Source organism: Corynebacterium amycolatum SK46 (genome assembly GCF_000173655.1).
Lineage (GTDB): Bacteria > Actinomycetota > Actinomycetes > Mycobacteriales > Mycobacteriaceae > Corynebacterium > Corynebacterium amycolatum_A.
Genome location: NZ_ABZU01000021.1, coordinates 1 through 24,572, shown reverse-complemented (window position 1 = coordinate 24,572; position 24,572 = coordinate 1). Strand labels below are relative to the sequence as shown.

The 24,572-nt window shown below is 58.7% G+C and carries 22 protein-coding genes and 1 tRNA gene; 11 read left to right on the top strand and 12 right to left on the bottom strand.

The genetic code is table 11. The annotated features are described in order from the left end of the window. Positions 1–48: 48 nt before the first annotated feature. On the bottom strand, positions 49–1,107 hold the full coding sequence (locus tag CORAM0001_RS10065) for a Cj0069 family protein (protein ID WP_040361922.1): 1,059 nt from the start codon (positions 1,105–1,107) through the stop codon (positions 49–51). A gap of 364 nt (positions 1,108–1,471) precedes the next feature. Between CORAM0001_RS10065 and CORAM0001_RS10060 the strand changes: the two genes are divergently transcribed. The 3 genes from CORAM0001_RS10060 to CORAM0001_RS10050 all read left to right on the top strand — a co-directional run bounded on the left by CORAM0001_RS10060 (position 1,472) and on the right by CORAM0001_RS10050 (position 5,084). Then, entirely contained in the window at positions 1,472–2,356 is an 885-nt protein-coding gene (locus tag CORAM0001_RS10060; RefSeq protein ID WP_005511797.1) for a sulfurtransferase, read from the top strand. Positions 2,357–2,776: 420 nt separating this feature from the next. Next, positions 2,777–4,564 (top strand): acetyl/propionyl/methylcrotonyl-CoA carboxylase subunit alpha, encoded by a 1,788-nt coding sequence (locus tag CORAM0001_RS10055; RefSeq protein ID WP_005511804.1) that lies wholly within the window; start codon positions 2,777–2,779, stop codon positions 4,562–4,564. A 118-nt stretch (positions 4,565–4,682) separates the two neighbouring features. Next, on the top strand, positions 4,683–5,084 hold the full coding sequence (locus CORAM0001_RS10050) for a hypothetical protein (protein WP_040361919.1): 402 nt from the start codon (positions 4,683–4,685) through the stop codon (positions 5,082–5,084). Positions 5,085–5,114: 30 nt separating this feature from the next. Here the strand turns inward: CORAM0001_RS10050 and cobF are convergent, their stop codons facing one another. After that, positions 5,115–5,963: a precorrin-6A synthase (deacetylating) gene (gene cobF, locus CORAM0001_RS10045; RefSeq protein ID WP_005511811.1), complete on the bottom strand. Its 849-nt coding sequence runs from the start codon at positions 5,961–5,963 to the stop codon at positions 5,115–5,117. Then, on the bottom strand, positions 5,914–6,195 hold the full coding sequence (locus CORAM0001_RS10040) for a cg0963 family protein (protein WP_005511785.1): 282 nt from the start codon (positions 6,193–6,195) through the stop codon (positions 5,914–5,916). The genes cobF and CORAM0001_RS10040 overlap by 50 nt, the downstream gene beginning before the upstream one ends. Before the next feature lie 276 nt (positions 6,196–6,471). On the opposite strand from CORAM0001_RS10040, the gene CORAM0001_RS10035 reads away from it, so the two are divergent. The 3 genes from CORAM0001_RS10035 (at position 6,472) to CORAM0001_RS10025 (ending at position 8,507) form a co-directional block, all read left to right on the top strand. After that, a tRNA-Arg gene (locus CORAM0001_RS10035) sits at positions 6,472–6,544 on the top strand. Between the two features lie 197 nt (positions 6,545–6,741). Further along, positions 6,742–7,602: a siderophore-interacting protein gene (locus CORAM0001_RS10030; protein ID WP_005511799.1), complete on the top strand. Its 861-nt coding sequence runs from the start codon at positions 6,742–6,744 to the stop codon at positions 7,600–7,602. Between the two features lie 269 nt (positions 7,603–7,871). Next, entirely contained in the window at positions 7,872–8,507 is a 636-nt protein-coding gene (locus CORAM0001_RS10025; protein ID WP_005511803.1) for a hypothetical protein, read from the top strand. A gap of 142 nt (positions 8,508–8,649) precedes the next feature. Here CORAM0001_RS10025 and gcvT read toward each other — a convergent pair whose 3' ends face one another. From gcvT to CORAM0001_RS09995, 6 genes are all read right to left on the bottom strand, one after another. Beyond that, on the bottom strand, positions 8,650–9,822 hold the full coding sequence (gcvT, locus tag CORAM0001_RS10020) for a glycine cleavage system aminomethyltransferase GcvT (RefSeq protein ID WP_005511786.1): 1,173 nt from the start codon (positions 9,820–9,822) through the stop codon (positions 8,650–8,652). Between the two features lie 279 nt (positions 9,823–10,101). Continuing rightward, positions 10,102–11,754, bottom strand: coding sequence for a solute symporter family protein (locus CORAM0001_RS10015; RefSeq protein ID WP_005511810.1), 1,653 nt, complete (start codon positions 11,752–11,754; stop codon positions 10,102–10,104). Between the two features lie 2 nt (positions 11,755–11,756). Then, entirely contained in the window at positions 11,757–12,134 is a 378-nt protein-coding gene (locus tag CORAM0001_RS10010; protein ID WP_005511809.1) for a DUF485 domain-containing protein, read from the bottom strand. A gap of 226 nt (positions 12,135–12,360) precedes the next feature. Continuing rightward, positions 12,361–14,814, bottom strand: a complete 2,454-nt coding sequence (locus CORAM0001_RS10005; RefSeq protein ID WP_005511800.1) for an HAD-IC family P-type ATPase — start codon at positions 14,812–14,814, stop codon at positions 12,361–12,363. Positions 14,815–14,855: 41 nt separating this feature from the next. After that, positions 14,856–15,608: an enoyl-CoA hydratase gene (locus tag CORAM0001_RS10000; protein WP_005511795.1), complete on the bottom strand. Its 753-nt coding sequence runs from the start codon at positions 15,606–15,608 to the stop codon at positions 14,856–14,858. Positions 15,609–15,669: 61 nt separating this feature from the next. After that, the gene (locus CORAM0001_RS09995) at positions 15,670–16,536 is read right to left on the bottom strand and encodes an aldo/keto reductase (RefSeq protein ID WP_005511798.1); all 867 of its coding nucleotides are present in this window, start codon (positions 16,534–16,536) and stop codon (positions 15,670–15,672) included. Positions 16,537–16,678: 142 nt separating this feature from the next. Between CORAM0001_RS09995 and CORAM0001_RS09990 the strand changes: the two genes are divergently transcribed. The 4 genes from CORAM0001_RS09990 to CORAM0001_RS09975 are packed head-to-tail and all read left to right on the top strand — an operon-like array spanning position 16,679 to position 19,738. After that, positions 16,679–16,942 carry a helix-turn-helix transcriptional regulator gene (locus tag CORAM0001_RS09990; RefSeq protein WP_005511796.1) on the top strand — a complete coding sequence of 88 codons (264 nt, stop codon included), beginning with the start codon at positions 16,679–16,681 and terminating at the stop codon, positions 16,940–16,942. A 2-nt stretch (positions 16,943–16,944) separates the two neighbouring features. After that, the gene (locus tag CORAM0001_RS09985) at positions 16,945–17,514 is read left to right on the top strand and encodes a hypothetical protein (protein WP_005511794.1); all 570 of its coding nucleotides are present in this window, start codon (positions 16,945–16,947) and stop codon (positions 17,512–17,514) included. A gap of 59 nt (positions 17,515–17,573) precedes the next feature. Then, positions 17,574–18,479 carry an ABC transporter ATP-binding protein gene (locus CORAM0001_RS09980; protein ID WP_005511808.1) on the top strand — a complete coding sequence of 302 codons (906 nt, stop codon included), beginning with the start codon at positions 17,574–17,576 and terminating at the stop codon, positions 18,477–18,479. Then, positions 18,476–19,738 (top strand): ABC transporter permease, encoded by a 1,263-nt coding sequence (locus CORAM0001_RS09975; protein ID WP_005511802.1) that lies wholly within the window; start codon positions 18,476–18,478, stop codon positions 19,736–19,738. Before CORAM0001_RS09980 ends, CORAM0001_RS09975 begins: the two co-directional genes overlap by 4 nt. 119 nt (positions 19,739–19,857) lie before the next feature. Here the strand turns inward: CORAM0001_RS09975 and CORAM0001_RS09970 are convergent, their stop codons facing one another. Further along, positions 19,858–20,844 carry a ribokinase gene (locus tag CORAM0001_RS09970; RefSeq protein ID WP_005511806.1) on the bottom strand — a complete coding sequence of 329 codons (987 nt, stop codon included), beginning with the start codon at positions 20,842–20,844 and terminating at the stop codon, positions 19,858–19,860. Positions 20,845–20,952: 108 nt separating this feature from the next. Here CORAM0001_RS09970 and CORAM0001_RS09965 point away from each other — a divergent pair, with 108 nt between their 5' ends. Then, positions 20,953–22,434 (top strand): carboxyl transferase domain-containing protein, encoded by a 1,482-nt coding sequence (locus tag CORAM0001_RS09965; RefSeq protein WP_005511812.1) that lies wholly within the window; start codon positions 20,953–20,955, stop codon positions 22,432–22,434. A 48-nt stretch (positions 22,435–22,482) separates the two neighbouring features. Here CORAM0001_RS09965 and CORAM0001_RS09960 read toward each other — a convergent pair whose 3' ends face one another. Both CORAM0001_RS09960 and CORAM0001_RS09955 read right to left on the bottom strand, forming a co-directional pair. Then, positions 22,483–22,842: an FKBP-type peptidyl-prolyl cis-trans isomerase gene (locus tag CORAM0001_RS09960; RefSeq protein WP_005511805.1), complete on the bottom strand. Its 360-nt coding sequence runs from the start codon at positions 22,840–22,842 to the stop codon at positions 22,483–22,485. 214 nt (positions 22,843–23,056) lie between these two features. Beyond that, positions 23,057–24,352: a citrate synthase gene (locus tag CORAM0001_RS09955; RefSeq protein WP_040361909.1), complete on the bottom strand. Its 1,296-nt coding sequence runs from the start codon at positions 24,350–24,352 to the stop codon at positions 23,057–23,059. Between the last annotated feature and the right edge of the window lie 220 nt (positions 24,353–24,572).

The following is a 24,572-nucleotide window of genomic DNA, read 5'->3' as shown; positions in this document are numbered from 1 at the left end:
AAGCGGGCACACTTTTGTCTATTAACCCGTTTTTCTTAGCTGTCGAGGCTACTTGTTAGCAGCCTCAACGCGCTTGATGGCCTCCTGAGCAACGAGCTCCTGGATACCCATATCCAGCTCGGAGGTGAAGCCAACACAGGAGCAGTTGATCTCGCCGAGAACGTAAGTGTCCTCGCCGTCCTCGCCATCTGCCAGCATGAAATCGGCTGTCCAGATCAGCGGGATATTGTCGCCACCGAGGTTCTCGGCAATGACCGGGCGAGCCTCAGCAAACATGTCGATGAGGTCCTGCCATTCTTCCGGCTTGTTGTACGTGTACTTCGCGCCAGAGAACAAGGTTGCGGAGAAAGCGTCGCCGCCCTCGGCCGGCTTCTTGTGAACCACGAAGACCGGGTGCGGACCGACCAGCAGAATGCGAATTTCGCCTTCGGTGATGCGCGGCATGAAGCGCATGTCCACGAGCATGCCGTTATCGCCGATGATGTACTGGTCACAGAAATCCATGAACTCGCCGAGCTCGCGAGTCTCGGTGTGATTGTCCACGGCCTCGGTGCACTTCAGCTTGGTGCCCAGCGGCAGCGGGGTGCCCGGCTCAACGTTCTTAGCAACCTCTTCGTCAGCGATGCGCACACGCCAGATGCCGGACCCGGTGGAACCACGGTTCTGCTTGAGGACGCGCTCGCCGTAGGACAGGGAGGTCGGAAAAGTGCTGTGGAATGCCTCGACGTCGTAGTAAGCAGCGGTGTCAGACGGAACCAGGTCAGTGTCCTTGAGCTTGACCAGTGCGTCCTTTGCGCCGTAGGCCATCATCTCGCCCGGGGTGGACATACCGACCAAACCAGCGACCGAGAGACTGGTCAGAAGCTCGAAGTAGCCCCTCTCACCACCCGGGATGTTGCCCGGGTTAACGCGAGAGATGTAGCCGTCGAAGTTCTGAGAGACGTAGTCGTACAGGTCGTCCTTCCACTCTGGTCGGTAGTAGACGACCTCAGCGGACCAACCGGCTTCGCGGATAGCGTTGACGATTGGCATGGTGTCCTTGCGGTGTCCGTCGAAGTACTTGTCCGAGCCGCCCTCGATCTCGAATACAACAATGTTCTTGTGCACAGGCACTCCTTTTAAGAAAATACATGGACTTCCGGCACTCAATTGTCTCCGTAACGCAGCGAATACCCAGGCAGATAGCCCATTTCAGCCCATTTTCCAGTGATACGAATCAACACAGTTTTTGCGCTAACTCTCAGCTAAATTTTAGGGCACTACCTGGCCTCCAAGCGCGCCGAAACCACTCCTTTTACCCCCAACTGTGAGACGTATCCCAGGGGTGGCCGCGGACGCAATTGTTGCCGTCGGAAAGCGCTCACACCGGGGACTATTCCGCCGTTCGCCACGCGACCCGTAAACTAGATATGCAATTGACGATAAACGTCAGAAAGTCCCACCCACCCAACTCGCGCCAAGGGAGTATCCGATGGCTGTTCCGCACGACCCGCACCCCCAGTTCCAGCAGTACGCCCACCCTGAGCGCCTCGTCTCTAGCTCCTGGCTTGCTGCCCGACTGGGCTCTCCCGGTCTGCGCGTTGTTGAATCCGACGAGGACTCACTGCTCTACGACATTGGACATATTCCGGGCGCGGTTCGCATCGACTGGCATCGCGACCTCAACGACCCCGTGCGCCGCGACTATATCGACGCCGAAGGCTTTGCCGAGCTCATGCGTGAGAAGGGCATCTCGCGCGATGACACCGTCGTAATCTACGGCGACAAGTCCAACTGGTGGGCCGCCTACACACTCTGGGTCTTCGAGCTTTTTGGGCATCCCGACGTGCGCCTGCTTAACGGTGGCCGCGACGCCTGGATGACTGAAGAACGAGATACGAGCTTCGAGGTCCCCAATTACCCACGCACTGACTATCCTGTCGTCGAGCGCGACGACAAGACACTGCGCGCCTACTTCAGCGATACACGTGAGCTCATTGGAAAGGCTCCGATTATCGACGTACGCACTCCGGAGGAATATGCCGGTGCGCGAACTCACATGGTCGATTACCCACAGGAAGGCGTCCTGCGTGGTGGCCACATCCCAACCGCGGTAAACATTCCATGGAATCAATCCGTTCACCCGAACTCGCGTTTCCGCGACCGCGAAGAGCTCGAGCAGATTTACGCGCACGTCCAATTTGAAGATGAGGCGATTGTCTACTGCCGCATCGGCGAGCGCTCCGCGCACACCTGGTTTGTACTGCACCACCTGCTCGGCCACGAGAATGTTCGCAACTACGACGGCTCGTGGGTTGAGTGGGGCAATATGATTGGCATGCCCATTGTCCACGGCTCGGAGCCGGGAAGCCTGTAGACGGTCGACGCAACCGATGAGCGCTTCCCCCACCGTTTTTCCAACGTCAGCGACAGGCGCTACAGCGGAGATTTAAATTCCCCCTGCCGCCCCCAATCAAGGGGGCGGAAGTTGCACTCTTGGGTGATAATTTTAGCCACAAACCTAGGTTTTTGGGCGAAAAATAGCCACTTCAGCCGCCCCCATACTCACTTGAACACTGCTCAAGACCACAATCTCTACCCCCTTATGTAGCGAGCAAAAAGAGGTTGCTTACCGCACCTGTGACACAATGGAGATATTGGGTCACACGCTGTTAGCTACCGCGTGGTTAACCGCATTGCGGTTCACCGCTCAGTTAACTGCAGTGTTGCTTGTGATTCCTACAAATGACTGTCGCAACCTTGCCCCGAGGGCCAATTCTCGGGGTGCCCACGAAAAATGGAGGATTTCGTGTCCGAGCAGACCACTGAAAAAATCACGAAGGTTCTCGTCGCCAACCGTGGCGAGATTGCCGTTCGCGTTATTCGCGCTGCGAAAGACGCAGGCATTCCTTCCGTCGCCGTTTACGCCGAGCCGGATGCGGACGCTCCTTTCGTGACCATGGCGGATGAGGCTTTTGCCCTCGGTGGCACCACTTCCGCTGAGTCCTACCTAGTTTTCGACAAGATTCTGGACGCCGCAAAGAAGTCCGGCGCTAATGCCATCCACCCGGGCTACGGCTTCCTGTCGGAGAACGGCGACTTCGCTGAAGCTGTTGAGAACGCTGGCCTGATCTGGATTGGCCCGTCACCAGAGTCCATCCGCGCCCTGGGCGACAAGGTCACCGCTCGTCACATCGCGCTGAAGGCTGACGCTCCGATGGCTCCAGGCACCAAGGAGCCGGTTAAGGATGCAGACGAGGTCGTCGCGTTCGCTAAGGAGCACGGTCTGCCAATCGCCATTAAGGCTGCTTTCGGTGGCGGTGGTCGCGGTATGAAGGTCGCACACAAGATGGAAGAGGTCGCTGACCTCTACGAGTCCGCTACCCGTGAGGCCGTTGCCGCCTTCGGTCGCGGTGAGTGCTTCGTAGAGCGCTACCTGGACAAAGCACGCCACGTCGAGTGCCAGGTTCTCGCTGATAAGCACGGCAACGTCGTTGTTGCCTCCACCCGTGACTGCTCCCTGCAGCGTCGTTTCCAGAAGCTCGTCGAGGAAGCACCTGCTCCGTTCCTGACCCCGGAGCAGGATGAGCGCCTGCGCCAGTCCGCTAAGGACATTTGCCGCGAGGCTGGCTACTACGGTGCCGGCACCGTTGAGTACCTGGTCGGCGCTGACGGCCTGATCAACTTCCTCGAGGTCAACACCCGTCTGCAGGTGGAGCACCCGGTCACTGAAGAGGTCACCGGCCTCGACCTGGTCCGCGAGCAGTTCCGCATTGCTGAAGGCAAGGAACTGTCCATCAAGGAAGATCCGGAGATGCACGGCCACGCTTTCGAGTTCCGCATCAACGGCGAGGACGCTGGCACCAACTTCATGCCGGCTCCGGGCACCATCACCAAGTACGTCGAGCCGTCCGGCCCAGGTGTCCGCATGGACACCGGCATTAAGGAGGGCGACGTCATCGGTGGTCAGTTCGACTCCATGCTGGCCAAGCTGATTGTCTGGGGCGAGACCCGCGAAGAGGCTCTGCGCCGTTCGGCTCGTGCTCTGTCCGAGTACCAGGTTGAGGGTCTGGCAACGGTCATTCCGTTCCACCGCCACATTGTTGAGAACCCGGCGTTTGTCGGCGATGGCGAGAAGTTTGACGTCTACACCAAGTGGATTGAAGAGGAATGGGACAACCCAATCGCTCCGTACGACGGTGACTCCGACGCTGACACCGACACCGTCCCGGCTCAGAAGGTCGTCGTCGAAATTGACGGTCGCCGCGTCGAGGTAGCCCTGCCGGGCGACCTGGCTCTGGGCGGCGGCAACGGTGGCGCCAAGAAGAAGAGCAAGAAGAAGCGCGCTGGCGGCTCCAAGAAGGCTGCTTCCGGTGATGCTGTGGTTGCTCCGATGCAGGGCACTGTCATCAAGGTCAACGTCGAAGAAGGCCAGGAAGTCTCCGAGGGTGACACCGTAGTTGTCCTTGAGGCCATGAAGATGGAAAACCCAGTCAAGGCTCACAAGGACGGCGTTGTCACTGGTCTGGCCACCGAGGCTGGCTCGGGTGTCGGCAAGGGCGATGTCCTGATGGAACTGAAGTAGTTCTAAAGCTCTAAGCGGGGCTGGTTGCGATGGGATTCGCAGCCAGCCCCGCTTGATTCTTTTCAGCCCCCTCCCCCGACTCCCTTAAACACTGTTCAGGACGTCTAGAGTGGACGGTATGGAACCCATGGAAGTAAATGCCGGCCGCTTCTACTGCCGTCCGCTGCGCCACGATTCCCGCGTCGATGACGCCCCGGTCGCAACCCAATTACTCACAGAGTTGGCCCCTGACTCCGTCGCCGAGTTCCTTCAGAACTCCACCACCGAGTGGGAAAACGACACCGCCTACCACTTTGCGGTTGCCGAGCAGACGAATGTCGAGATGCTCGCACTAGCGACCGTCGAGGTCATCGATGCCGACCACGTCAGCATCACCGTCCGCCCCGCCGGCAATCCCGCACGCGTGTTGCCTAACGACGATCAGGTCCTCGCCAAAGTAACCGTCGCCGACGGCGTCGAAGCCGCCGAAAAAGCCCTCCACCGATGGGCAGAGGGCTTCTTGGGCAAGAAGGTCAGCTAGCCGAGCTGGCACGGCTCCGACTGCTCACCCCTAGGCGCCGGAACGCAGCAGGTAGATATCCATAATCCAACCGTGCTCCGCGCGTAGCTTCTTTTTCAGCTCCGCAATCTCTTCGCCGACGTCGCCAACGCGGCCACGGCGGAGCGTCTCCAGCTCCGTTCCCAGGAATGCACCCCAGAGAATCTCTTCCTCCGGGTCCGCGTGCTCGAGCCAGGCCGCCCCACCATCGAGCATCACCACCGCATCCATGCCAGGTGCACGCTCCCCCAGACGCCGACCCGTGGTAATCAATACCGGCTTACCAATCTGGTTCAGGCACTCTCCATGCGCTGCGGTCAGAGCGGAAATCGCCGTCACACTGGGGATAACTCGCGAGCGCACGTCCAGCCCAAGGTCGCGGACGCGCTGCAAAATCCGCAATGTTGAGTCGTACAAGGAAGGGTCGCCCCAGACTAGAAACGCACCGCGGCGCTTTCCTTCGCGTCCGAGGTGGGCGACGAAGGCGTCGGCAAGCAGCTCTGCGCGGCGCTGATGCCAGTCACGGACGACTGCGCCGTAGTTATCGGGCGTGCGGTCACGTGGCGGGTCGGGAACGGCAACGAGTTCGACATGCGGCGCATGCTTATCGACGATTGCCTGTCGCGCAGCCAACAAGTCCGCTTTGGCATCGCCCTTGTCGAGAGCAAAAACTACGTCGGCATCAGCAAGAGCGCCGATAGCCTCGAGCGTAATGTGGCTCGGGCTACCGGCGCCGATTCCAATGACGTCTACATCGACATACCCGCTGTATACAGGGCTCTCAGCCTGATGGCGGGCGGCGTCGTTTCGACTAGTGATTGGTCGGATCTCCCTCGTAACCGAACTGTTCAGCCATCTCATCCGGAGACAGGCCGGCCATCGAACCCTGGAGGTTGGCCGAAGCGGCCTGCTTCAGGTAAATCTCGCAAGCGTTGGCCATGTACTTGGAGTCGTACACGTTCATCTCCAGAATCGGAGTCAACGTGCCATCATCTTCCATGCGCGAAACCAGAAGGTGCGGCTGGTCCGAGTCCGTGGTCATGGAACACTTAATCTTGACACCGTTGACATCCGTGAAAGTTGGCTTAATCATTTTGTCATCCTCCTCCAAAACAGCGACCGGAAAATAAGTAGCGCTGTTGCGACCGCAAGCGCAAGAAAGTCGCTCGTTATAAACCATGTTAGCCAGATTTCGAACGACACCGCCGAGTGCAAAAACACATGGGGGTATTAGCGGGCTTCCTGCATGTTTGCGCGCTTAGCGAAGGACCTAATTGCCATTCGGGCTCGCAGATGCGTTAAGGTTATGAGGTAATTTTTCCGGCTGCCGAGAATGTGTTTTCACGGCCGTTTTACCCGGAAGATGTTTGCCCTAGTAGCTCAGTGGATAGAGCACGGCTCTCCTAAAGCCGGTGTCGCTGGTTCGATTCCAGTCTGGGGCACAAATACCCTCGCGACCTTTTACATATAGGGCGCGAGGGTTCTTCGTTTTTCTCACGACCGGCCACTACGCCCCCTCCTGAAAACGCATCACCCAGCAATTTCCAGCAACACTTGTGTTAGGCTTACCTAATCATATGGCGTGTAGGCTTCCGCCTGCACAAAACAGGCCCAGACTTGTTGAAGGACAGTGACAACCATGGATGACCTAGCTAAAGCAGCCGTACCGAAGCGTAAGCCCCGCAAGGCACACGAGGCAACAGTTACTGGACGTCGCCAGATTTCCCCAGACCTTGTTCGTTTGAGCATGAACTCGCCTGCATTTGTGGGCAAGGAGCTGGAGTTTACCGACCATTACATCAAGTTATTGCTTGTGCCAGAAGATGCTGATTACTCCTGGCCGTTCGATATTGCGCAAATTCGCGCCGAACAACCGCGAGATAAACTGCCCATCACCCGCACCTACACTCTGATTAATCTAGACTCCGAAACCGGCGACTTCGATGTCGACTTCGTCACCCACGGCGATTCCGGCCTGGCTGGACCTTGGGCACGCGTAGCTAAAGTCGGAGACAAGCTTGGCTTCTTAGGGCCAGGTGGCGCATGGGGACCTGCGGCAGAGTATGAACACTTTGTGCTCGCCGGTGATGAGTCCGCAGCACCAGCCATCGGCGCCAGCTTGAAGCACCTCCCAGAAAGCACGACTGCGACCGCATACATCGAGATCGAAGCCGAAGATCGCAAGTTTGAGCTCCCCACCCGAGAGGGCGTGGAAATCCATTGGGTCCTCCGCAACGGCGCAACCCACGGCACAGAGCTATCCCGCACAGTGCGCGAGGCGGGCATTCCAGAAGGTAAGAAGACTAGCTGGTTCATCCACGGTGTCGCCGAGATGATTAAGGAACTGCGCCGCTTCCTCTTCGTTGAATCTGAGATACCGAAGAAGGACGTTTCGATCTCTGGCTACTGGCGTATCGGTATGACCGAAGACCAGTGGCAGTCCTCTAAACGAGAATTCAACGCTGAGGTTGAGGCCGAAGAGGAAAGAGCCAGGGCCTAACGCTTACTCGACGCTTGTACTCACGAATTCTCTATTCCTACCGCGTCCGTTCTGCCACGATTAGAAGCTTCCGGTATGCAAATCGAAAAGTCGACTGTATAGTTGCCGGTTGAATCAACCTATTTATTGGGTGTCAGCAACTTCCTTGCCAATAACTCGGCAAATTCCCCTATAGCTGGCACCCCCCCCTAGTGGTTTTTCAGGAGACCCTACCCAGAAAGCCGAGAATTAAACCACGCGACGCAGGCCCGAGAAGCCCAGAAAGTGAGATGGATGTGAATACGAGAACTCAGCTGTCAGCCGTACAGCACCCTCGACTCACCGCCGGCCGGCGCAAGAACCGCCAGCACCTGGCGCTGGCCTGCTGCCTCCTCACCTTCGCGGCCACCGCCACCGGCTGTGCCAACAGCGAAAGCAAGGAGGTTGCCGCGACGCAAACCTCGTCGTCAAGCCAACTTACTACGGTGTCGACGACGAGTTCGCCGACGACGACAGGACCAAAGGTTCGAGAAGGCGGTACACCGCGCATCGGGCAGCTGTGCCCGAACCAGACCGGCGAAATACGAATGAGCGCCAACGGCCAGAATCTTGAATGCGCACAAGTCGGCGAGCAGGAAGTGTGGACGGTGCTGCAGCAAACCCCCGCGAACCCGACATCGCAGCAAATGTGGATCTCCACTACTCCGACGACCTCTGAGCCACAGCCTCAGGAACCTGAGCCGACGACTCCGAGCGAGAGCGCAACGGAGACGAGTGTGACGGAGAACTCGACGACCTCTGATTCTTCCACTCCGCCCGATACTTCAACGACTCCGACAACCTCCGGCGAGCCGACAGAATCGGAATCGGAGCAAGAAGAGCGGCCAAGCGAAGATAATCATGGGCTCACCGGCCTGTTCCGCTAGGCTCGTCTCGGGCTGCGAGGTTCGTCGGCTCGGGATTTAGTTAGGTGAGGTGCGCTAGCTCGCCCTAAAACACCAAAATCCGCTGCAACAATACTGCAGCGGATTCTTGTGATTGCAGAATCACTCAGGCGGTGGCGCTCCCCTACTTGCGGTGACGGCGGTTGTAGAACGGCGTCGGCACGACGGTAGCGGTAGTGTCGGTGCCTTCAACGGTCAGCTCAGTGCCAGTGGCGGACTGCCAACGCTGAACGTATGCAAAACCGATGGGGTGGCCCAAAGTCGGCGACACCTTGGCGGAAGTCAGCACACCGACCTCGTTGCCTTCCGCATCAATGAGCTTGGTGCCACGCTTCGGTGCTTCATCTCCAGAGAATCGCAGACCAACCAGCAGCTCCTTCGACTGCGGACGGTTAATCAGGGCATTTCGCCCAATAAACTGCCCCTTGGTCGGCCCCATGATGGACTTCAGGCCGGCCTCCAGCGGAGTGCGGTCTCGAGTCAGTTCGTAGCCATAGAGCGGCATACCGGCCTCAAGACGCAGGGTGTCGCGGCAGGCCAAACCACACGGGAGCAGGCCGAGGTCAGCGCCGTTGTCAGCCGGATCCTCCGGGTTTTCCACCTTGCCACCTGCTGCAATGATTGCACGCCAGACCTCGACGGCGCGGTCAGCCGGCGGGAAGATCTCGAAGCCGTCCTCACCGGTGTAGCCGGTTCGGGCAACAATCATTTCCACACCTGCGACCTCGAGCAGGGTGCAAGAGTAGTAGTTCATGCCATCGAGAGTCGCATGCAGATCCTGCGGCAGCAGACGACGCAGAAGCTTCGCAGCCTTCGGCCCCTGAATGGCCAGGAGCACATTCTTGTCATTCATGCGCTCAACCTGGACATTGTATCCACCAACGCGCTCGCGCAACGTCGAGTACACATCTTCAGCGGCTGCGGCATTCTGCACCAGCATGAATTCGTGACTACCGAGGCGGTAAATGATGAGGTCATCAATAATGCCGCCGTCTTCCTGCACAATCATGGTGTACTTGGCACGGCCCAACGCCAGCGGCTTGATTGCCGAAATCAGGGAGTGTGCAAGGAACGCCGCCGCATCCTCACCAGTGACGCGGATGATACCCATCAGCGACAGGTCGAAAACACCGACGGCCTCACGCACTGCGTTGTGCTCTGCAATTTCCGAAGAGTAGCGGAACGGCACTTCATAGCCACCAACATTGCGCATTTCTGCGCCAAGGCTTACGTGCTCATCATGCAGGGCGCTACGGAAAGAATTGTTGTTCTCAGAAGCGCCAGAATTGTCAGTCATACACACTCCAATTATTGCGGTGGGGCAAACCAGATTGTTACCTTCCCACCTTATATCTAAGACTCCGCGCTCGCTTCCGCGAGCCCCTGCGGAGCAAGGGCAGCAGGCCTGTCCATTAACGATTATCCACTGATTCGCACATGCTTAACGACGACCCCGCGCCTACCACAAAGGCCCCGCTACCAGTGACGATAACGGGGCCTCTGCATTTGTCTATTCAGTTAATTGAGATTGGCTGAGCTGTTCGGACAGCGTTGCCAGCCAAGGACTCAGTGGTTATTAGTGATCAACAGCAGCCTCGGTGCCAACACCGGTCAGGGAGCGAACTTCCATCTCAGCTGCCAGGTCATCAAAGTTATCCGGCTTACCCATGTAGGTGGCGATGATGCCAGCCAGGAACGCCAGCGGGATTGCGAGCAGACCCGGCGAGGTCAGCGGGAACCAGGAGAAGTCAACGGACGGAATCATCGAGGACTCACTGCCGGAAACTGCCGGGGAGAAGATAATCAGAACCAGCGAGGCGATGACACCGGTGTACATGGAGGCAACTGCGCCTGCGGTGTTGAAGCGCTTCCAGAATAGGGACATCAGGATGGTCGGAACGTTTGCGGATGCTGCCACTGCGAAGGCCAACGACACCAGGAAGGCCACGTTCTGGCCCATGGCCAGGATGCCGAGGATAATAGCGACAACGCCCAGCACGATAACGGTGATGCGAGAGACTCGAACCTGCTCAGCCTCCGTTGCCTGTCCCTTGCGGATGACGGCCTGGTAGAGGTCCTGACCGACAGAAGCGGAAGCGGTAATTGCCAGACCAGCGACCACCGCCAGCACGGTAGCGAATGCCACGGCGGAGACTACAGCCATAAAGATGGAGCCACCGAGTTCAAATGCCAGCAGCGGGGCTGCAGCGTTGGCTCCGCCCGGGGCAGCGTTGATTCGGTCCGGACCAACAAGTGCGGCGGCGCCGTAACCAAGCACCAGTGTCAGCAGGTAGAAACCACCAATGAGGATGATTGCCCAGGTCACGGACTTACGAGCTTCCTTTGCGGTCGGGACCGTGTAGAAGCGCATGAGCACGTGAGGCAGACCAGCGACACCGAGAACCAGTGCCAGGCCCAGGGAGATGAAGTCCAGCTGCTGGACGAAGGAGCCACCGTACTTCAGGCCCGGCTCCAGAATGGCGGAGGCTTCGTAACCCTTTTCGGCGATGTGATCCGAGCTTGCGTGCATGTCCACTGCGTCCTGCAGGAGCTGGGAGAAGTTGCCCTTAACGCCCACCAGAATAATCAGGGTCATGATGATGACAGCACCGACCAGCAGGACGGCCTTAATCATCTGCACGTAAGTCGTGCCCTTCATGCCACCGATGAGAACGTAGGCGACCATGATGATGCCAACGACAGCGACGACGATGGACTGCTGAGTCGAGTCGTGAATGTTGAGCAGTACGGCAACCAGGGAACCTGCACCGGCCATCTGCGCGATCAGGTAGAACAGGGTCACCGCGAGAGTGGAGATAGCAGCTGCAGTACGTACCGGGCGCTGCTTAAGACGGAAGGACAGCACGTCGGCCATGGTGAACTTACCGACGTTACGCAGCGGCTCTGCAACCAGCAGCAGCGCGACCAGCCAAGCGACGAAGAAGCCGATGGAGTACAGGAATCCGTCGTAACCAGTCAGCGCGATGGCACCGACGATACCGAGGAAGGAAGCCGCCGAGAGATAGTCACCTGCAATGGCAAGACCGTTTTGGGTACCGGAGAACTGTGCACCACCGGTGTAGAAGTCAGATGCTCCCTTGTTTCCGCCCTTGCCCACTCGAGTAACGATGAACATGGTCGCAACAATGAAGGCGACGAAGACCGCGATGTTGAGAATCGGGTTACCTGCTGCTGCAGTGTCCTCTGCAGCAAAGAAACTGGTCAGCATGTCTATGCCTCCTTCTTTGCGACGATTTCAGCGATTTCTCCGCTTTCCAGTGCCTCGCGCAGCTCTGCCTGCATCGGCTCGAGCTTCTTGTTGGCGAAGTTGATGTACACCCAGGTGATGGCGAAGGTGGTCACGAACTGGAGCAGACCAAGGACGATGCCCAGGTTGATATTGCCCAGTACGGGAGTCGCCATGAGGTCCGGCGCGAACGTCGCAAACAGAACGAATGCGATGTACCACACCAGACCTGCGACGGTCATCGGGATGGCGAATGACCGGAATGTAGAGCGGAGCTCTTGGAACTGCGCTGAGTTTTGCACGTAGCGGTACTCGGCCGCCTGTGGCTTATGCCGGTCTGTCGGCAAAGGAGTTGCGGACACGGGCTAATCCTTTCCAGGAAGTTATGCAGGTGTTCGTAATGAGGTTCAGCACAGCTACCCCGAAGGTGTGCCATGCACCACATTTTTCATTATGTGTGGAAACAAAGTTACCTGGAACACAGTTAGCAAAGAAGTTAAATGCGGCTAACTACTTCTCAGCGAGCCTTAAGGCACCCCCAAAAACGCCATTACCTGCATACTTAGGCGCCGTTTTTACTACCCCCATTTACGCCGTTGTACTCGTGTTCTCCGCTTCTTCCGGCAATGGCTTACTCTGACGCCACCACCACAGCGCTTCGATAATGACCGCACCGATGGCGCCCACGATCAGCGCGGGGATCAACAGCTCGCGCCCCACCCAGTACAAATTAAGCACCGAAGCCACTGAACGAACCGAGAAGATAAACAGGTAGGCTCCCGCCGATACAGCCAGCAACAGAACCTTCCACCAGGTGTATGGCCTAGCCACGACCACCAAGACCCAAAATGCCGAAACGATCAGCACAATAAGAGTCGCAGTGGACGCCTCCCCTCGTGCCGCATCGCTGGCGTCGACTCCCGGGTTTGCCCACAACCAAAACATGAAGGTCAACAACCCCACCGTGATGCCGGCCGGTATCGCTAAACGCAAAACCCTCCGCACGAAACCATCGCGCGCACGCTCCAAGTTAGGAGCCAACGACAGCACAAAGGCCGGGATGCCAATCGTGAACCAGCCCGTAATGGTCACGTGGATTGGCTCGAATGGATAATCCATCCCCCACAGCCCCACAGCCAGTGCCAATACCACCGAGTAGATGGTCTTCGTCAAAAAGAGGTTGGCAACACGCTCGATATTGCCAATGACTCGCCGTCCCTCGGCCACAATCATCGGCATCACGGCGAAGCGATTATCCAACAGCACCAATTGTGCAACCGAGCGTGTCGCCGGCGCCCCATCCCCCATGGCCACGCCCAGGTTCGCCGCTTTCAGCGCCAGCACATCATTGACACCATCACCGGTCATCGCCACATGATGCCCCCGCGACTGCAGCGCATGAACCATGTCGCGCTTATTCTCCGCTGTGACACGGCCGAAAATCTGCCGCGATTCGACAATGTCTGCAAACTCGCTGCAGATCTCGGTGGGCTTGGCTTCGCTATTCTCATCGCGGCTGACCGGAAGCTCAGACGCATCGACAGGATTGTTAGCTCCCTCCATTTCCAGCTCACGTGCAACAGCCCCCACGGAGCGGTCATTGTCACCAGAAATGACCTTGACCTCGACACCTTCTTCATAGAAATAGGCCACCGTGTCCGCCGCATCTGAACGCACCTTCTGCCCCAGCACGACAAGTGCGACCGGCTCCAACTCCACCTCGCCACTCTTCCGCAGCGCACCGCCGGGCAGGTCATCTGCCCCAACTGAGGTCCGCGCGAGTAGGAGCACACGAAGTCCTTCCTCCATAAGCTGCCGAGCTTTCTGCATGCCGACCGCGGAGTCGTCGACAAGCACATCGGGCGCGCCGAAAACCCACGTCGCACCGCCGTGATACGTCAGCGCCGACCACTTATTCGCCGAGGTAAAGGGGCGGGTTTTGGTTTGCTCATGCTTTACGACGTCCCCTGCGTCCGCAAGCCCCTCGAGCAGTGCACGAGCCGTTGCGTTGGGACGATCGTCGAGCTTGCACAAATCGATGAGCGCGGAATCGACCTCATCGCGGGAAGTACCGTCACCCGATACGATGTCGACTTCCACTAGCTGCATCGCATTTTCGGTGAGCGTGCCAGTTTTGTCGACGCACACGGTGTCGACACGCGCGAGCCCCTCGATGGCGGGCAGCTCATTGACCAGCACTCGATGTCGCCCCAAGCGCACCACCCCAAGGGCAAACGCAATAGTGGTCATGAGGACAAGCCCCTCAGGAACCATGGGCACCAGCGTGGCGACCATCCCCAGCAGCGCATCATTGAGATCATCGCCGGCGACAAAGAGCTGCGTATAAATTGCCAGGGCACCGACGGGAATGAGAACCCAGGAAATATAAGTCAGGATCTTATTGATGCCGCGGAAGAGCTGGGAATCAGTCAGCGTGAACTTGTTGGCCTCAGCTGCGAGCTTGGCAGCGTAAGCCTCCTTGCCCACTTTGGTGGCCTGATATCGCGCCGACCCCACCACGACCGAGGAACCCGAGTAGACCATGTCCCCAACACTCTTATCGACGGCATCGGATTCACCCGTGAGAGAGGACTCATCGACAGCCACGTCAGAGGCGTAGCGGAGAATACCGTCAACGACGATTTGGTCACCGGGACCAACCTCGATGAGATCGTCGAGGACGACGGACTCGCGGTCAATCTCGCGAGCTGGCTCCCCGTCACGAATGACCATGGGCTTTGCGCGGCCGACAATGGAGAGCTTGTCCAGCGTGCGCTTGGCACGCAGCTCTTGAATGATGCCGACGATAGAGTTGGCGATAATCAGCAGGCCAAAGGCACCGTTGACGATTGAGCCGGTATAGAGCACGACTGCGAATAACACGGCGAGAATACCGTTAATCCGGGTAAACACATTGGCACGGATGATGTCCCACACACTGCGCCCGGATGTTGGCGGCAGCTCGTTGACGTGTCCCAACTCGATGCGTTGCTGGACCTGCTGTTGAGTAAGACCGCTGTCGGGAGTTTTCCACGAGCCCATGACTGCCTACCCTATTCGCCTAATTGCTGAACCTATTCGACCTATTTGCCAATGAAATTCGGTTCGCGCTTTTCAGCTCGCGCCTTCGATGCCTCCGCAGCATCCTCGGAAGCCCAGACTGTGTCGTAGAGCTCCTGCTGGTAGTCCTTCAACGGGCTATGTGTCTCATCGTCGTTGAGCACGGCCTTGTGGTAGGCCAGTGACAAGGGCGCGTAGGTGGCGATACGGAGCGCTACCTCCTCCGCCTTGTCCGGACCACCAAGGTAGGAAGCCAGACCGCAACCGCGGGCGGCTTCCTGATCCATGCGCTCGGCTGCCAACAGAATAGTGCGGGCACGGGCACCGCCGACGAGGACGCGCACGCGACGAATAGTCCAGGCATCGACGGCGATACCGAGTTTGACCGGCGGAATCATAAACCAACCGCGCTCACCCACGACGCGCAAATCAGCCGCCATCGCCAGCTGCATACCAGCTCCGACGGCCGGTCCCTGCACATCCGCAATAACAACCAGACGGCTGGCCTCGATTGTGCGCAGCATTCGACGTAGCTGTTCATGGAAGGAATCTTCATGATGCTGGCCACTCAGGTCAGCACCCGCACAGAAAGCGCGGCCTTCGCCGCGCAGTAGGATAACGCGCTGCTCTGGAACCTCAGCGGCAGCTTCCACCGCATCGGCGATGTCACGACACACGTCGGCAGTCAGGGAGTTGCGCTTATGATCTCGGTCAATGGTGATAGTGACAATTGCGCCGTCAGCTTCGACGCGGATTTCAGATGTTGGGTTTGTCATAGCATTTAGGCTACCCGCGAAATACCAATAGTGATGGGGCTATAAGCAAATCTAAATTCGCTTATTCGTTGCCGAATACCCTCGGGTCGCCGCTCAGACGCCCGTCGGCACGCGCCATCGACGCAATCGTCTCCATGTCCTCGTCGGTGAGCTCAAAGTCGGTGACCTGAAAGTTCTCCTTGATGCGCGACGGCGTGCCCGACTTCGGGATGGCCACGATGCCACGCTGGAGGTGCCAGCGGATAGCAACTTGGGCAGGAGTTTTACCCAGGCGGTCTGCGATTTCAGCAATCGGCGAGCCCTCGAAGTACTTCGCTCGCCCCAGCGGCGACCAAGCCTGCGTGACGATACCGCGACGGTGATCGTCTTCAACCTGCTCATTCTGTGGGAACTGCGGATGCAGCTCAATCTGGTTGACCACCGGAGTCTCCGAGAGTTGGTCGAGCACCTCTGGGTAGAAGTTCGCCACACCAACCGAGCGAATTAGCCCCTCACGCTTGAGCTCCAGCAGCGTATCGAAACACTGCCCAAACGTTCCCTGCTTCTCCACCGGCCAGTGCACAAGCACCAGGTCAACGTAATCAAGGCCGAGCCGTTCCAAAGATGCCCGCACGGACTCGCGCGTCGCCGCCGACTCCTGCGCATCGTTCCAGACCTTCGTGGTCACGAAGATATCTTCACGCTTTACGACGTTCGCAGCGACCGCATCAGCAATACCCTGCCCCACCCCTCGCTCATTGCCATAGAGCGATGCGGTGTCGATGTGGCGGTAGCCGATTTCCAAGGCGTAGCGCACGGATTCGCGCGCCTGCTCATCGTCGAGCTTGTAGGTGCCAAACCCCAGAATCGGGATGGCGTTGCCATCGACCATTTCCACGTTGGCAATTCCGGTTGTCGCTGCATCGTACTTCAGATCGAGTGTGGTCATGCCAACCGAGTGTACGGGAGTGTACGGACGGAAATTTTTTAGATTCTTTCTACCCCGCTGACCTGCGGTTTAGAAAGGTGAGTGCGCTTCATTTTGTTGTAAACGGTTGACATAGCGTTGTGTTTATACAACACTTTGGAGTGTGTCCCCAAAGATTAAACCCAAAGACCCGATATTCAACAGAATTTCAGTGCTGCGGGCAGAACACGGACTCAGCCGAGCCGAACTAGCCAAACAAGTAGAGGTCAATCCTCAAACGATTGGCGCGCTGGAGCGAGGTGACCACTACCCCAGCTTGGATCTGGCATTTCGCATCTGCGCGGTGTTCGATCTCCCCGTTGAGGCGGTGTTCTCTCGCGAGGAATTCAAGCCCATGTCCTCTGCCCTTTACCGAAAGGAAAGCTAACGATGCCCACGATTCGGACTGAAAACTCAACACCGAGCTTTTTCGAGAAGCTAGAAGCCCGGCGCGAAGCGAAATACACAAAGCGCGTCGAGCAGATGTCGAGCTGGCTGCCCAAGTGGCGCAACCAGGCGGCGCGGCGGAAGCTGGTCATCGCATACGAGGTATGCGTTGTGCTGATGCTGCTGAGTGGCATCGCGCTTCTCGGTAGCCTGACCGACATGTTCCCGGGCTGGCTTTCTCTGCTCTGGCCAGTGGTTTCCCTCATCTTGATCTTCGTCTGGACCAGCCTCAACATCACAGTCGACATGGTTGACAGCGCGCCCATCTCACTGCTGGACGAGTACCAGCAAGAACAGATTCTGAACCTGCGGGGACTGACATATCGCTGCTACACCTACTTCGGCCTGACAGTCTTCCTGGCCCTGCTTATTGTCGGTGTGCCGGTCATGAACAGCCAGGCGGACTGGGGGCATTACGTTCCGTACAGCTTCGGAGTTGTAGGCATCGTCATCTTTCTCTTCATTTCCACGCTGCCCACTGTCGTCTACGCCTGGAATCTGCGGGACGACTAGTCCGGGGTTCAAACCCCGCACCCATCCCCTGCCCTTTACTCCTCAATTTAAGGATTACGATGAACAGCCTCATTATTGACGGGCTTGAGAAGTCATACGGAGACCTGCAGGTTCTCCGTGGCATGAGCTTCCAAGTCCACCCTGGAGAAATCTACGGCTTCGTCGGCTCCAACGGTGCCGGCAAGACCACCACTATGCGCATTGCCCTGGGCGTACTGGCCACCGACAAAGGCGAGGTACGCATTGGCGATACCCCGATGAACGACTCACTGCGCCGCACGATTGGTTACATGCCAGAAGAACGCGGCCTCTACCCAAAGGCGGAGGTTCGCAAGCAGCTGATTTACTTTGCTCGCCTGCACGGTGTGCCCGCCGAACGCGCAGAGTCCAACGCCGAGAATCTGTTGGAGCGCCTCGGTCTCACCGAGCGAGCAAACGACAAGGTCGACACGCTCTCGCTCGGAAATCAGCAGCGCGTGCAGCTGGCAGCCTCCCTCATCCATGACCCGGAGGTGCTCGTCCTCGACGAGCCTTTCTCCGGCCTCGACCCGGTGGCAGTCAAGGTAATGAGCTCGGTACTCAAGGAGTACGCCGACCGCGGCACTCCAATCGTGTTTTCCTCCCACCAGCTCGACCTCGTCGAGCGCATGTGTGGCCGCGTCGGCATTATCCGCGACGGCCGCATGCTCGTCGAAGGAACCGTCGAAGAGCTGCGGGCACGTGGCCCACGGGCATTCGTCGTCAAGCTCGATGGTGCGCCCCAGGATTGGGCATCATCTGTCGAAGGCGTGACAAGCGTGGAGCGCGATGCCCACGGCGCCACCGTCGTCCACCTCGATTCCGATGCCCCAGCCGACACCGACCAGAAGCTGCTGCACAGCGCGATGGCAGCGGGAACGGTCCGTTCGTTTGGACCTCTCCAGATTCCACTTACTGAGCTCTACCAGGAGGCCGTACAGCAATGAGCACCAACACTTACAACGCCTCAACGGCCATCAAGACTGTTTTCGTCCGCGAACTCCGCGAGCACCTTCTGAAAAAGAGCTCGCTAATCACACTCGTCATCATGGCGGTGGCGGCCGTCGGCGGCATCTTCGTTGCGGACTACATGACCTCCAAGTCCGACAATGAAACGGTCAAAGTCGCGGTCGTCGGAGAAGCGCCGTTCGCGGACTCCCTCGCCGAAGCCACCTCCGAGATGAAGAACTCTGATAGTGAGGACGCCGCCGGCGCATTCGCCGGGGCATCCCTCTCCCCGTTGGAGACCACGTCCGCCCCCAATGAGAAGGCCGCTCGCGCTGCCGTCACCGACGGTGATGCCGACGCCGCTCTCGTCCCCGACACCGCAGAAGGCAAGGAGGGCTCGTGGAAGCTGCTTGCCGACGACGCCCCATCCTGGCTGGCTCCGATGCTGCAGGAGTCGCTGCAGAAACAGAACGAAGCCATGCTGCTCAGCGAAAACGGAATCAACCCCGGCGAGTTTTTCTCCAAGACTCAAAGCGCAGCCGTGTCGGTGGAATCCCTGGATGAAGCAAAAGACGAGAAGATGCCTGCGATGCTCATCACTCTAATCGGTGTGATGGTAATGATGACCGCCATCCTCGTCTTCGGTGGCGCAGTTGCCACCAGCGTCATCGAGGAGAAGTCCTCCCGCGTCATCGAGATCATTCTCTCGACAGTCCGCCCGGCGCACCTGCTGGCCGGCAAGATCCTCGGCGCCGGTCTGGCCGGCATCATCATGATGAGTGTGCTGACCGCCAGCGCCGCAGTTGCCCTCATGATTACCGGATTGGTGGAGAGCTTCGATGTCCCGTGGTCCGCAGTCTGGCTGCTGGTCCCGTGCTTCATCCTCGGTTACTTCTTCTTCGCCGCGCTGTATGCAGCCTCCGCATCACTGGTCAGCCGTATGGAAGATTTCCAGGGCGCACAGATGCCAGTACTGGTGTTCTCGCTGATTACGATGTATATTCCGCTGTTTGGCTGGAGCAAGCTGGACTCCACCGTCATGCAGATTGCCTCGTGGATTCCGCCAGTTTCCATCACCACCGCTCCGTTGCAGTATGCCGTTGGCAACTTCTCCGCACTCCAGTTGGTTGCCTCACTGCTAATCATGGTTGTGGCGGTAGCCGCGGTCATCGCACTCGCAGCCTGGATCTACCCACGCAATGTCCTGCGCACCGGTGCCGCGGTCAGCTGGAAGAAGGCCCTAACGGCCAAGAGCTAGGCCCCTCCATTACAAGGGCGCGTGGCTTCTCGGCCACCGCCACTTAAAAATGAATCACCGCAAATCGCGTAGTTTGCTCAGCACACCTCATGGCTATCGTTCATGGCGTCAGTTCATGGCTATAACTTGTGGTCCGCCGCAAACTGCGCGATTTTTCCTGTCTCACCATAGGAGGTCTGCGCCCCCACGCCTGTCGCCGCATGTGCCGAGACCACCGCCGCAAGTCGAGCTGCCGTCACCACATCATCGCCCGCGGCCATCGCGGTGAGAACCGTGCCCATGTACGCATCGCCACAGCCCGTGGTGTCCACGACCTCGATAGTCAGCGCCGGAATGCGCGTTACTGCCACCTCGCTTTCCGACGTCCTCAGGACCGCAGACCCCTCCCCGCCAAGTGTGACAATGGCCGTGGAAATCCCGTGTTCGTCGGAAAGCGCACGCCCAACCGCATCCCACTGACCGTGGTCGCAACCAGCGACCGCGCGCTCGGAGCCGATGATGGCTGCGAGTTCGTGCTCGTTGACAATGAGGACATTGACCAGCGCGAGCAGATCTTCACTGACCGCCCGAATCGGCGACAGGTTGAACACCACCGGCACACCCGCATCGTGGGCAATCTGCGCAGCGGCCAGGACCGCCTCATCACAAACTTCCAGACACAGACCGAGGCACCCCGCCCGCTGAATCTTGTCCGCATGACTGCGCACCATCTCAGCATCGACTTCACCATTGGCGCCAGCGGAGATAACAATGAAATTCTCCGCCGCATCATCAACGACAATCATGGCTGTACCAGTGGCGGAGTCGACGGTCTCAACTGCGGAGATGTCCACGTGAGCGTCGGTAAGCGCGTCGCGCAGCAACTGTGCGTTGGGATCCGAACCGACCGCGCCGACCAGTTCCACGGCCGCGCCCAGCCTGCCAGCCGTCGCCGCTTGATTCGCCGACTTACCGCCCGGCAGAATGCGCAAAGGACTGCCCTCGATAGTCTCACCACCATGCGGCAGGCGCTTCACGGTGACAGTCAGGTCTGCGTTGATGGAACCGACGACACATACGTTTGGCCTCTGTTCAACCAGCTCGGTGAGGCGCTCAGTAATCGGCATTGGTTCGACTCCTCGGTAGTGCGGACACGTTTTTTCCGACAATAGCGCTACCCCTTTCCGCCCACCATCAACTAAGCCGGTTTACCCCTTGTTTACTACCGTGGAGGTATGGCTAGAATCAGCGCCCAACAAGTAATAGATACCGTCCTCGACCACGGAAGTTTCACATCCTGGGACGGCGCGCCCGAGCATGGCAACATCGACGAGGCCTACCGCGGCACGCTGTCCCGCGCCGCTGAGAAAACCGGTCTCGATGAGGCCGTTATCACCGGCGAAGGCACCGTCGGCGGCAAACGCGTCGCCGTCATCTGTTCTGAGTTCGGCTTCCTCGGCGGTTCTATCGGCGCCGCTACCGCTCGTCGGATTATTCGCAGCATCGAGCGCGCGACCGCGGAGCAGCTGCCGCTGTTGCTCTCCCCGACCTCGGGCGGCACTCGCATGCAGGAGGGCACCGCGGCGTTCGCACTCATGATCTCCATTACCACCGCAGTGGCGCGCCACAAGGATTCTCACTTGCCATTCCTGGTGTACCTGCGCAATCCCACCACCGGTGGTGTCATGGCGTCGTGGGGGTCGGCCGGTCACTTCACCTTCGCAGAGCCCGGCGCACTTCTCGGCTTTCTCGGCCCGCGCGTCGTCGAGCTCGCTACCGGCGACCCCATGCCCGAAGGCGTTCAGACCTCCGAGAACCTGTTCAAACAGGGCATTATCGACGGCATCATTCCGCTCGAAGGTCTGCGCGGCGCTGTCCGCCGCACCATCGACGTGCTTGCCGACGGAGACCCCAGCGAACCCACCCCACCGCCAGCAGCAGCCATTGACGGTCGCGATACCTGGGAAGCTATCCTGCGCACCCGCGATACTTCTCGTCCAGGTGGCGGCGATATTATCGATGCCCTTGTCGACTGCTCCGTGCCAATCTCCGGCACTGGCGATGGCCACAAGTCGCTGTCAGTCCGGGCTCGCCTGGCGCGGATTGGTGAGCGGCCGGTGATTCTGGTCGCACAGGATCGCCATAACCAACCGCCCCTGGGCACGCATCCAATGGGTCCGGGTTCGCTGCGTTTTGCCCGCCGTGCGATGCGCATCGCGGAGAGCCTGAACATTCCGCTGGTCACGGTCATTGATACCCCCGGCGCTGAGTTGACCAAGGACGCCGAGGAAAATGCCATGGCCGGCGAGATTGCCCGCACCTTGACCACACTGGTGAACTTGAAGGTTCCGACCGTGTCACTCATTCTCGGCCAGGGCTGCGGTGGTGGTGCGCTGGCCATGCTGCCCTCTGACCGCGTGCTGGCAATGCACGATGCCTGGATGTCTCCGTTGCCGCCGGAGGGTGCTTCGGCGATTATTTACCGAGACATCGAGCATGCTCCAGAAATGATGGAGGAGCAGGGCGTTGGCGCCGAGGCCATGCTGAAGACCGGGGTCATCGACGAGATTGTGGCTGAACCTGAGGATCCGGCCGAACTGCCCCGCCGTGCTCTGAGTGCTATCGAGCACGCCCTCTGGGAGCTGGAGAAGAATCCGGCTCGCGTTGGTCGTGAGCAGCGTTTCGACCACTACCGTCGCTTCGCGCTGGGCGAGTAAGGGGCCGGGGCAAAGCCCAGCCGACCAACGGAGCCAGCGTGCGGACTTTTACTTAACGTCCAACAGGTCGATGACGAAGACCAGGGTCTTACCAGACAGGAAGTGTCCTGCACCAGCCGGGCCGTAAGCCTTCTCCGGCGGGCAAATCAGCTCGCGGCGACCGCCGACCTTCATGCCCGGAATGCCTTCCTGCCAGCCGGCAATCAGACCGTTCAGCGGGAACTCGATGGATTGGCCACGGTTCCAGGAAGAGTCGAACTCTTCACCGGTTTCGTAGTCGACACCCACGTAGTGGACCTCGACACGAGCACCCGGGGTGGCCTCCTTGCCGTCACCGACAGTGAGGTCGTTGATGACGAGTTCCGTCGGAGCCGGACCGGACTTAGCAGTGAGTTCTGGCTTGGACAAGACAATCTCCTATCACAGTTGGCTTTTTCACAGTTGGTATTCAGCCCAACGTAAATGGACCCAACTTAAATGGGGTTTCTTAAAATTCTAGGAAAAATAAAAGGCGCGTACCAACCTTTCGAAGGCTAGTACGCGCCTTTTCGCGTTTTCAACGCTGGACTTTTCTATGCTGAGTTACCTGCGAGGAACCCCTACGCGGTAATTGCTAGAAACCTTAGCGCTGGTCGCGCGGAACGAAGTCACGCTCGGTCTCGCCGGTGTAAATCTGGCGAGGACGGTTGATCTTCGATGCCGGGTCAGTGACCTGCTCGTTGAACTGAGCAATCCAGCCCGGGAGACGGCCGATGGCGAACAGGACGGTGAAGAAGTCCGTCGGGAAGCCCATGGCGCGGTAAATCAGACCGGTGTAGAAGTCAACGTTCGGGTAGAGCTTGCGGGAGACGAAGTAGTCATCAGCCAGTGCAATCTCTTCCAGCTTCATGGCCAGATCCAGCAGCTCGTCGCCGCCGAGGTGCTCGAGCACCTCGTGAGCGGTCTTCTTAGCGATAGCTGCACGCGGGTCGTAGGACTTGTAGACGCGGTGACCGAAGCCCATCAGGCGGACGCCCGGCTCCTTGTTCTTCACGCGGTTCATGAACTCGGTTGCGTCGCCACCGTGGTTCTGCTGGATGTCCTCGAGCATCTCCAGAACAGCCTGGTTAGCGCCACCGTGCAGCGGACCAGACAGAGCGTTGATGCCAGCAGCGATGGAGACGAACATGGAAGCGCCGGAGGAAGCGACCATGCGGACGGTGGAGGTGGAGCAGTTCTGCTCGTGGTCAGCGTGCAGGATGAGCAGCTTGTCCAGAGCGTCAACCACTACCGGGTCAACCTCATAGTCAGCGGTCGGGTAACCGAACATCATGCGCAGGAAGTTCTCGCGAGCGTTCAGGTTGTTGTCCGGGTACATGTACGGCTCACCCTTGGATGCGCGGTATGCGTATGCAGCCAGCATCGGGACCTTAGCCATGAGGCGAACCGCAGCCAGGTTGCGCTGCTCTTCGTTCAGCGGATCCAGCTCGTCCTGGTAGTAGGAAGCCAGAATGTTGACCGAGGAAGCCAGGGTCTGCATCGGGTGTGCGCCACGCGGGAAGATGCTGAATGCGCGACGGAAGTCCTCGTCCAGCAGGGTGTGGTGACGAACGTCGTGGTTGAACTGCGCAAGCTCTTCCTCAGACGGAAGGTGGCCGTGAATCAGCAGGTAGGAAACCTCGTTGAAAGTAGCCTTCTCAGCCAGCTGCTCAATCGGGTAACCGCGGTAGCGCAGGATGCCATTACCGCCGTCGATGTAAGTGATCTTGGACTCGGTAGAACCGGTGGCGGTGTAGCCCGGGTCGAAGGTGGTCAGTCCAGTTTCCTGGAGCATCTTGCCCAGTGCAATACCGTCGTTACCCTCGGTTGCCTTGACGATGTCCATCTCGAACTCGCCGCCCGGGTAGTGGAGTACAGCCTTGCCGTCTTTAGTAGCCACAACTTCCCTTTCACAGAAAAATTCTTCTTAACGACTCCAGAGTGCGGGGGAAGCAGGCACAGCGGAAAACAGCATACTGCCTCCCAACTCCACGCCACCCCTTCGGGGTCGCATTGTTTCCAATGATTCAATTATGCGCGACATTTGCGTTCCATTGCATCTTGCCCCGTGAAAAAAGTTTGCTTAGTTCACATCGACCGTGTCGTAACCATAAAGAACC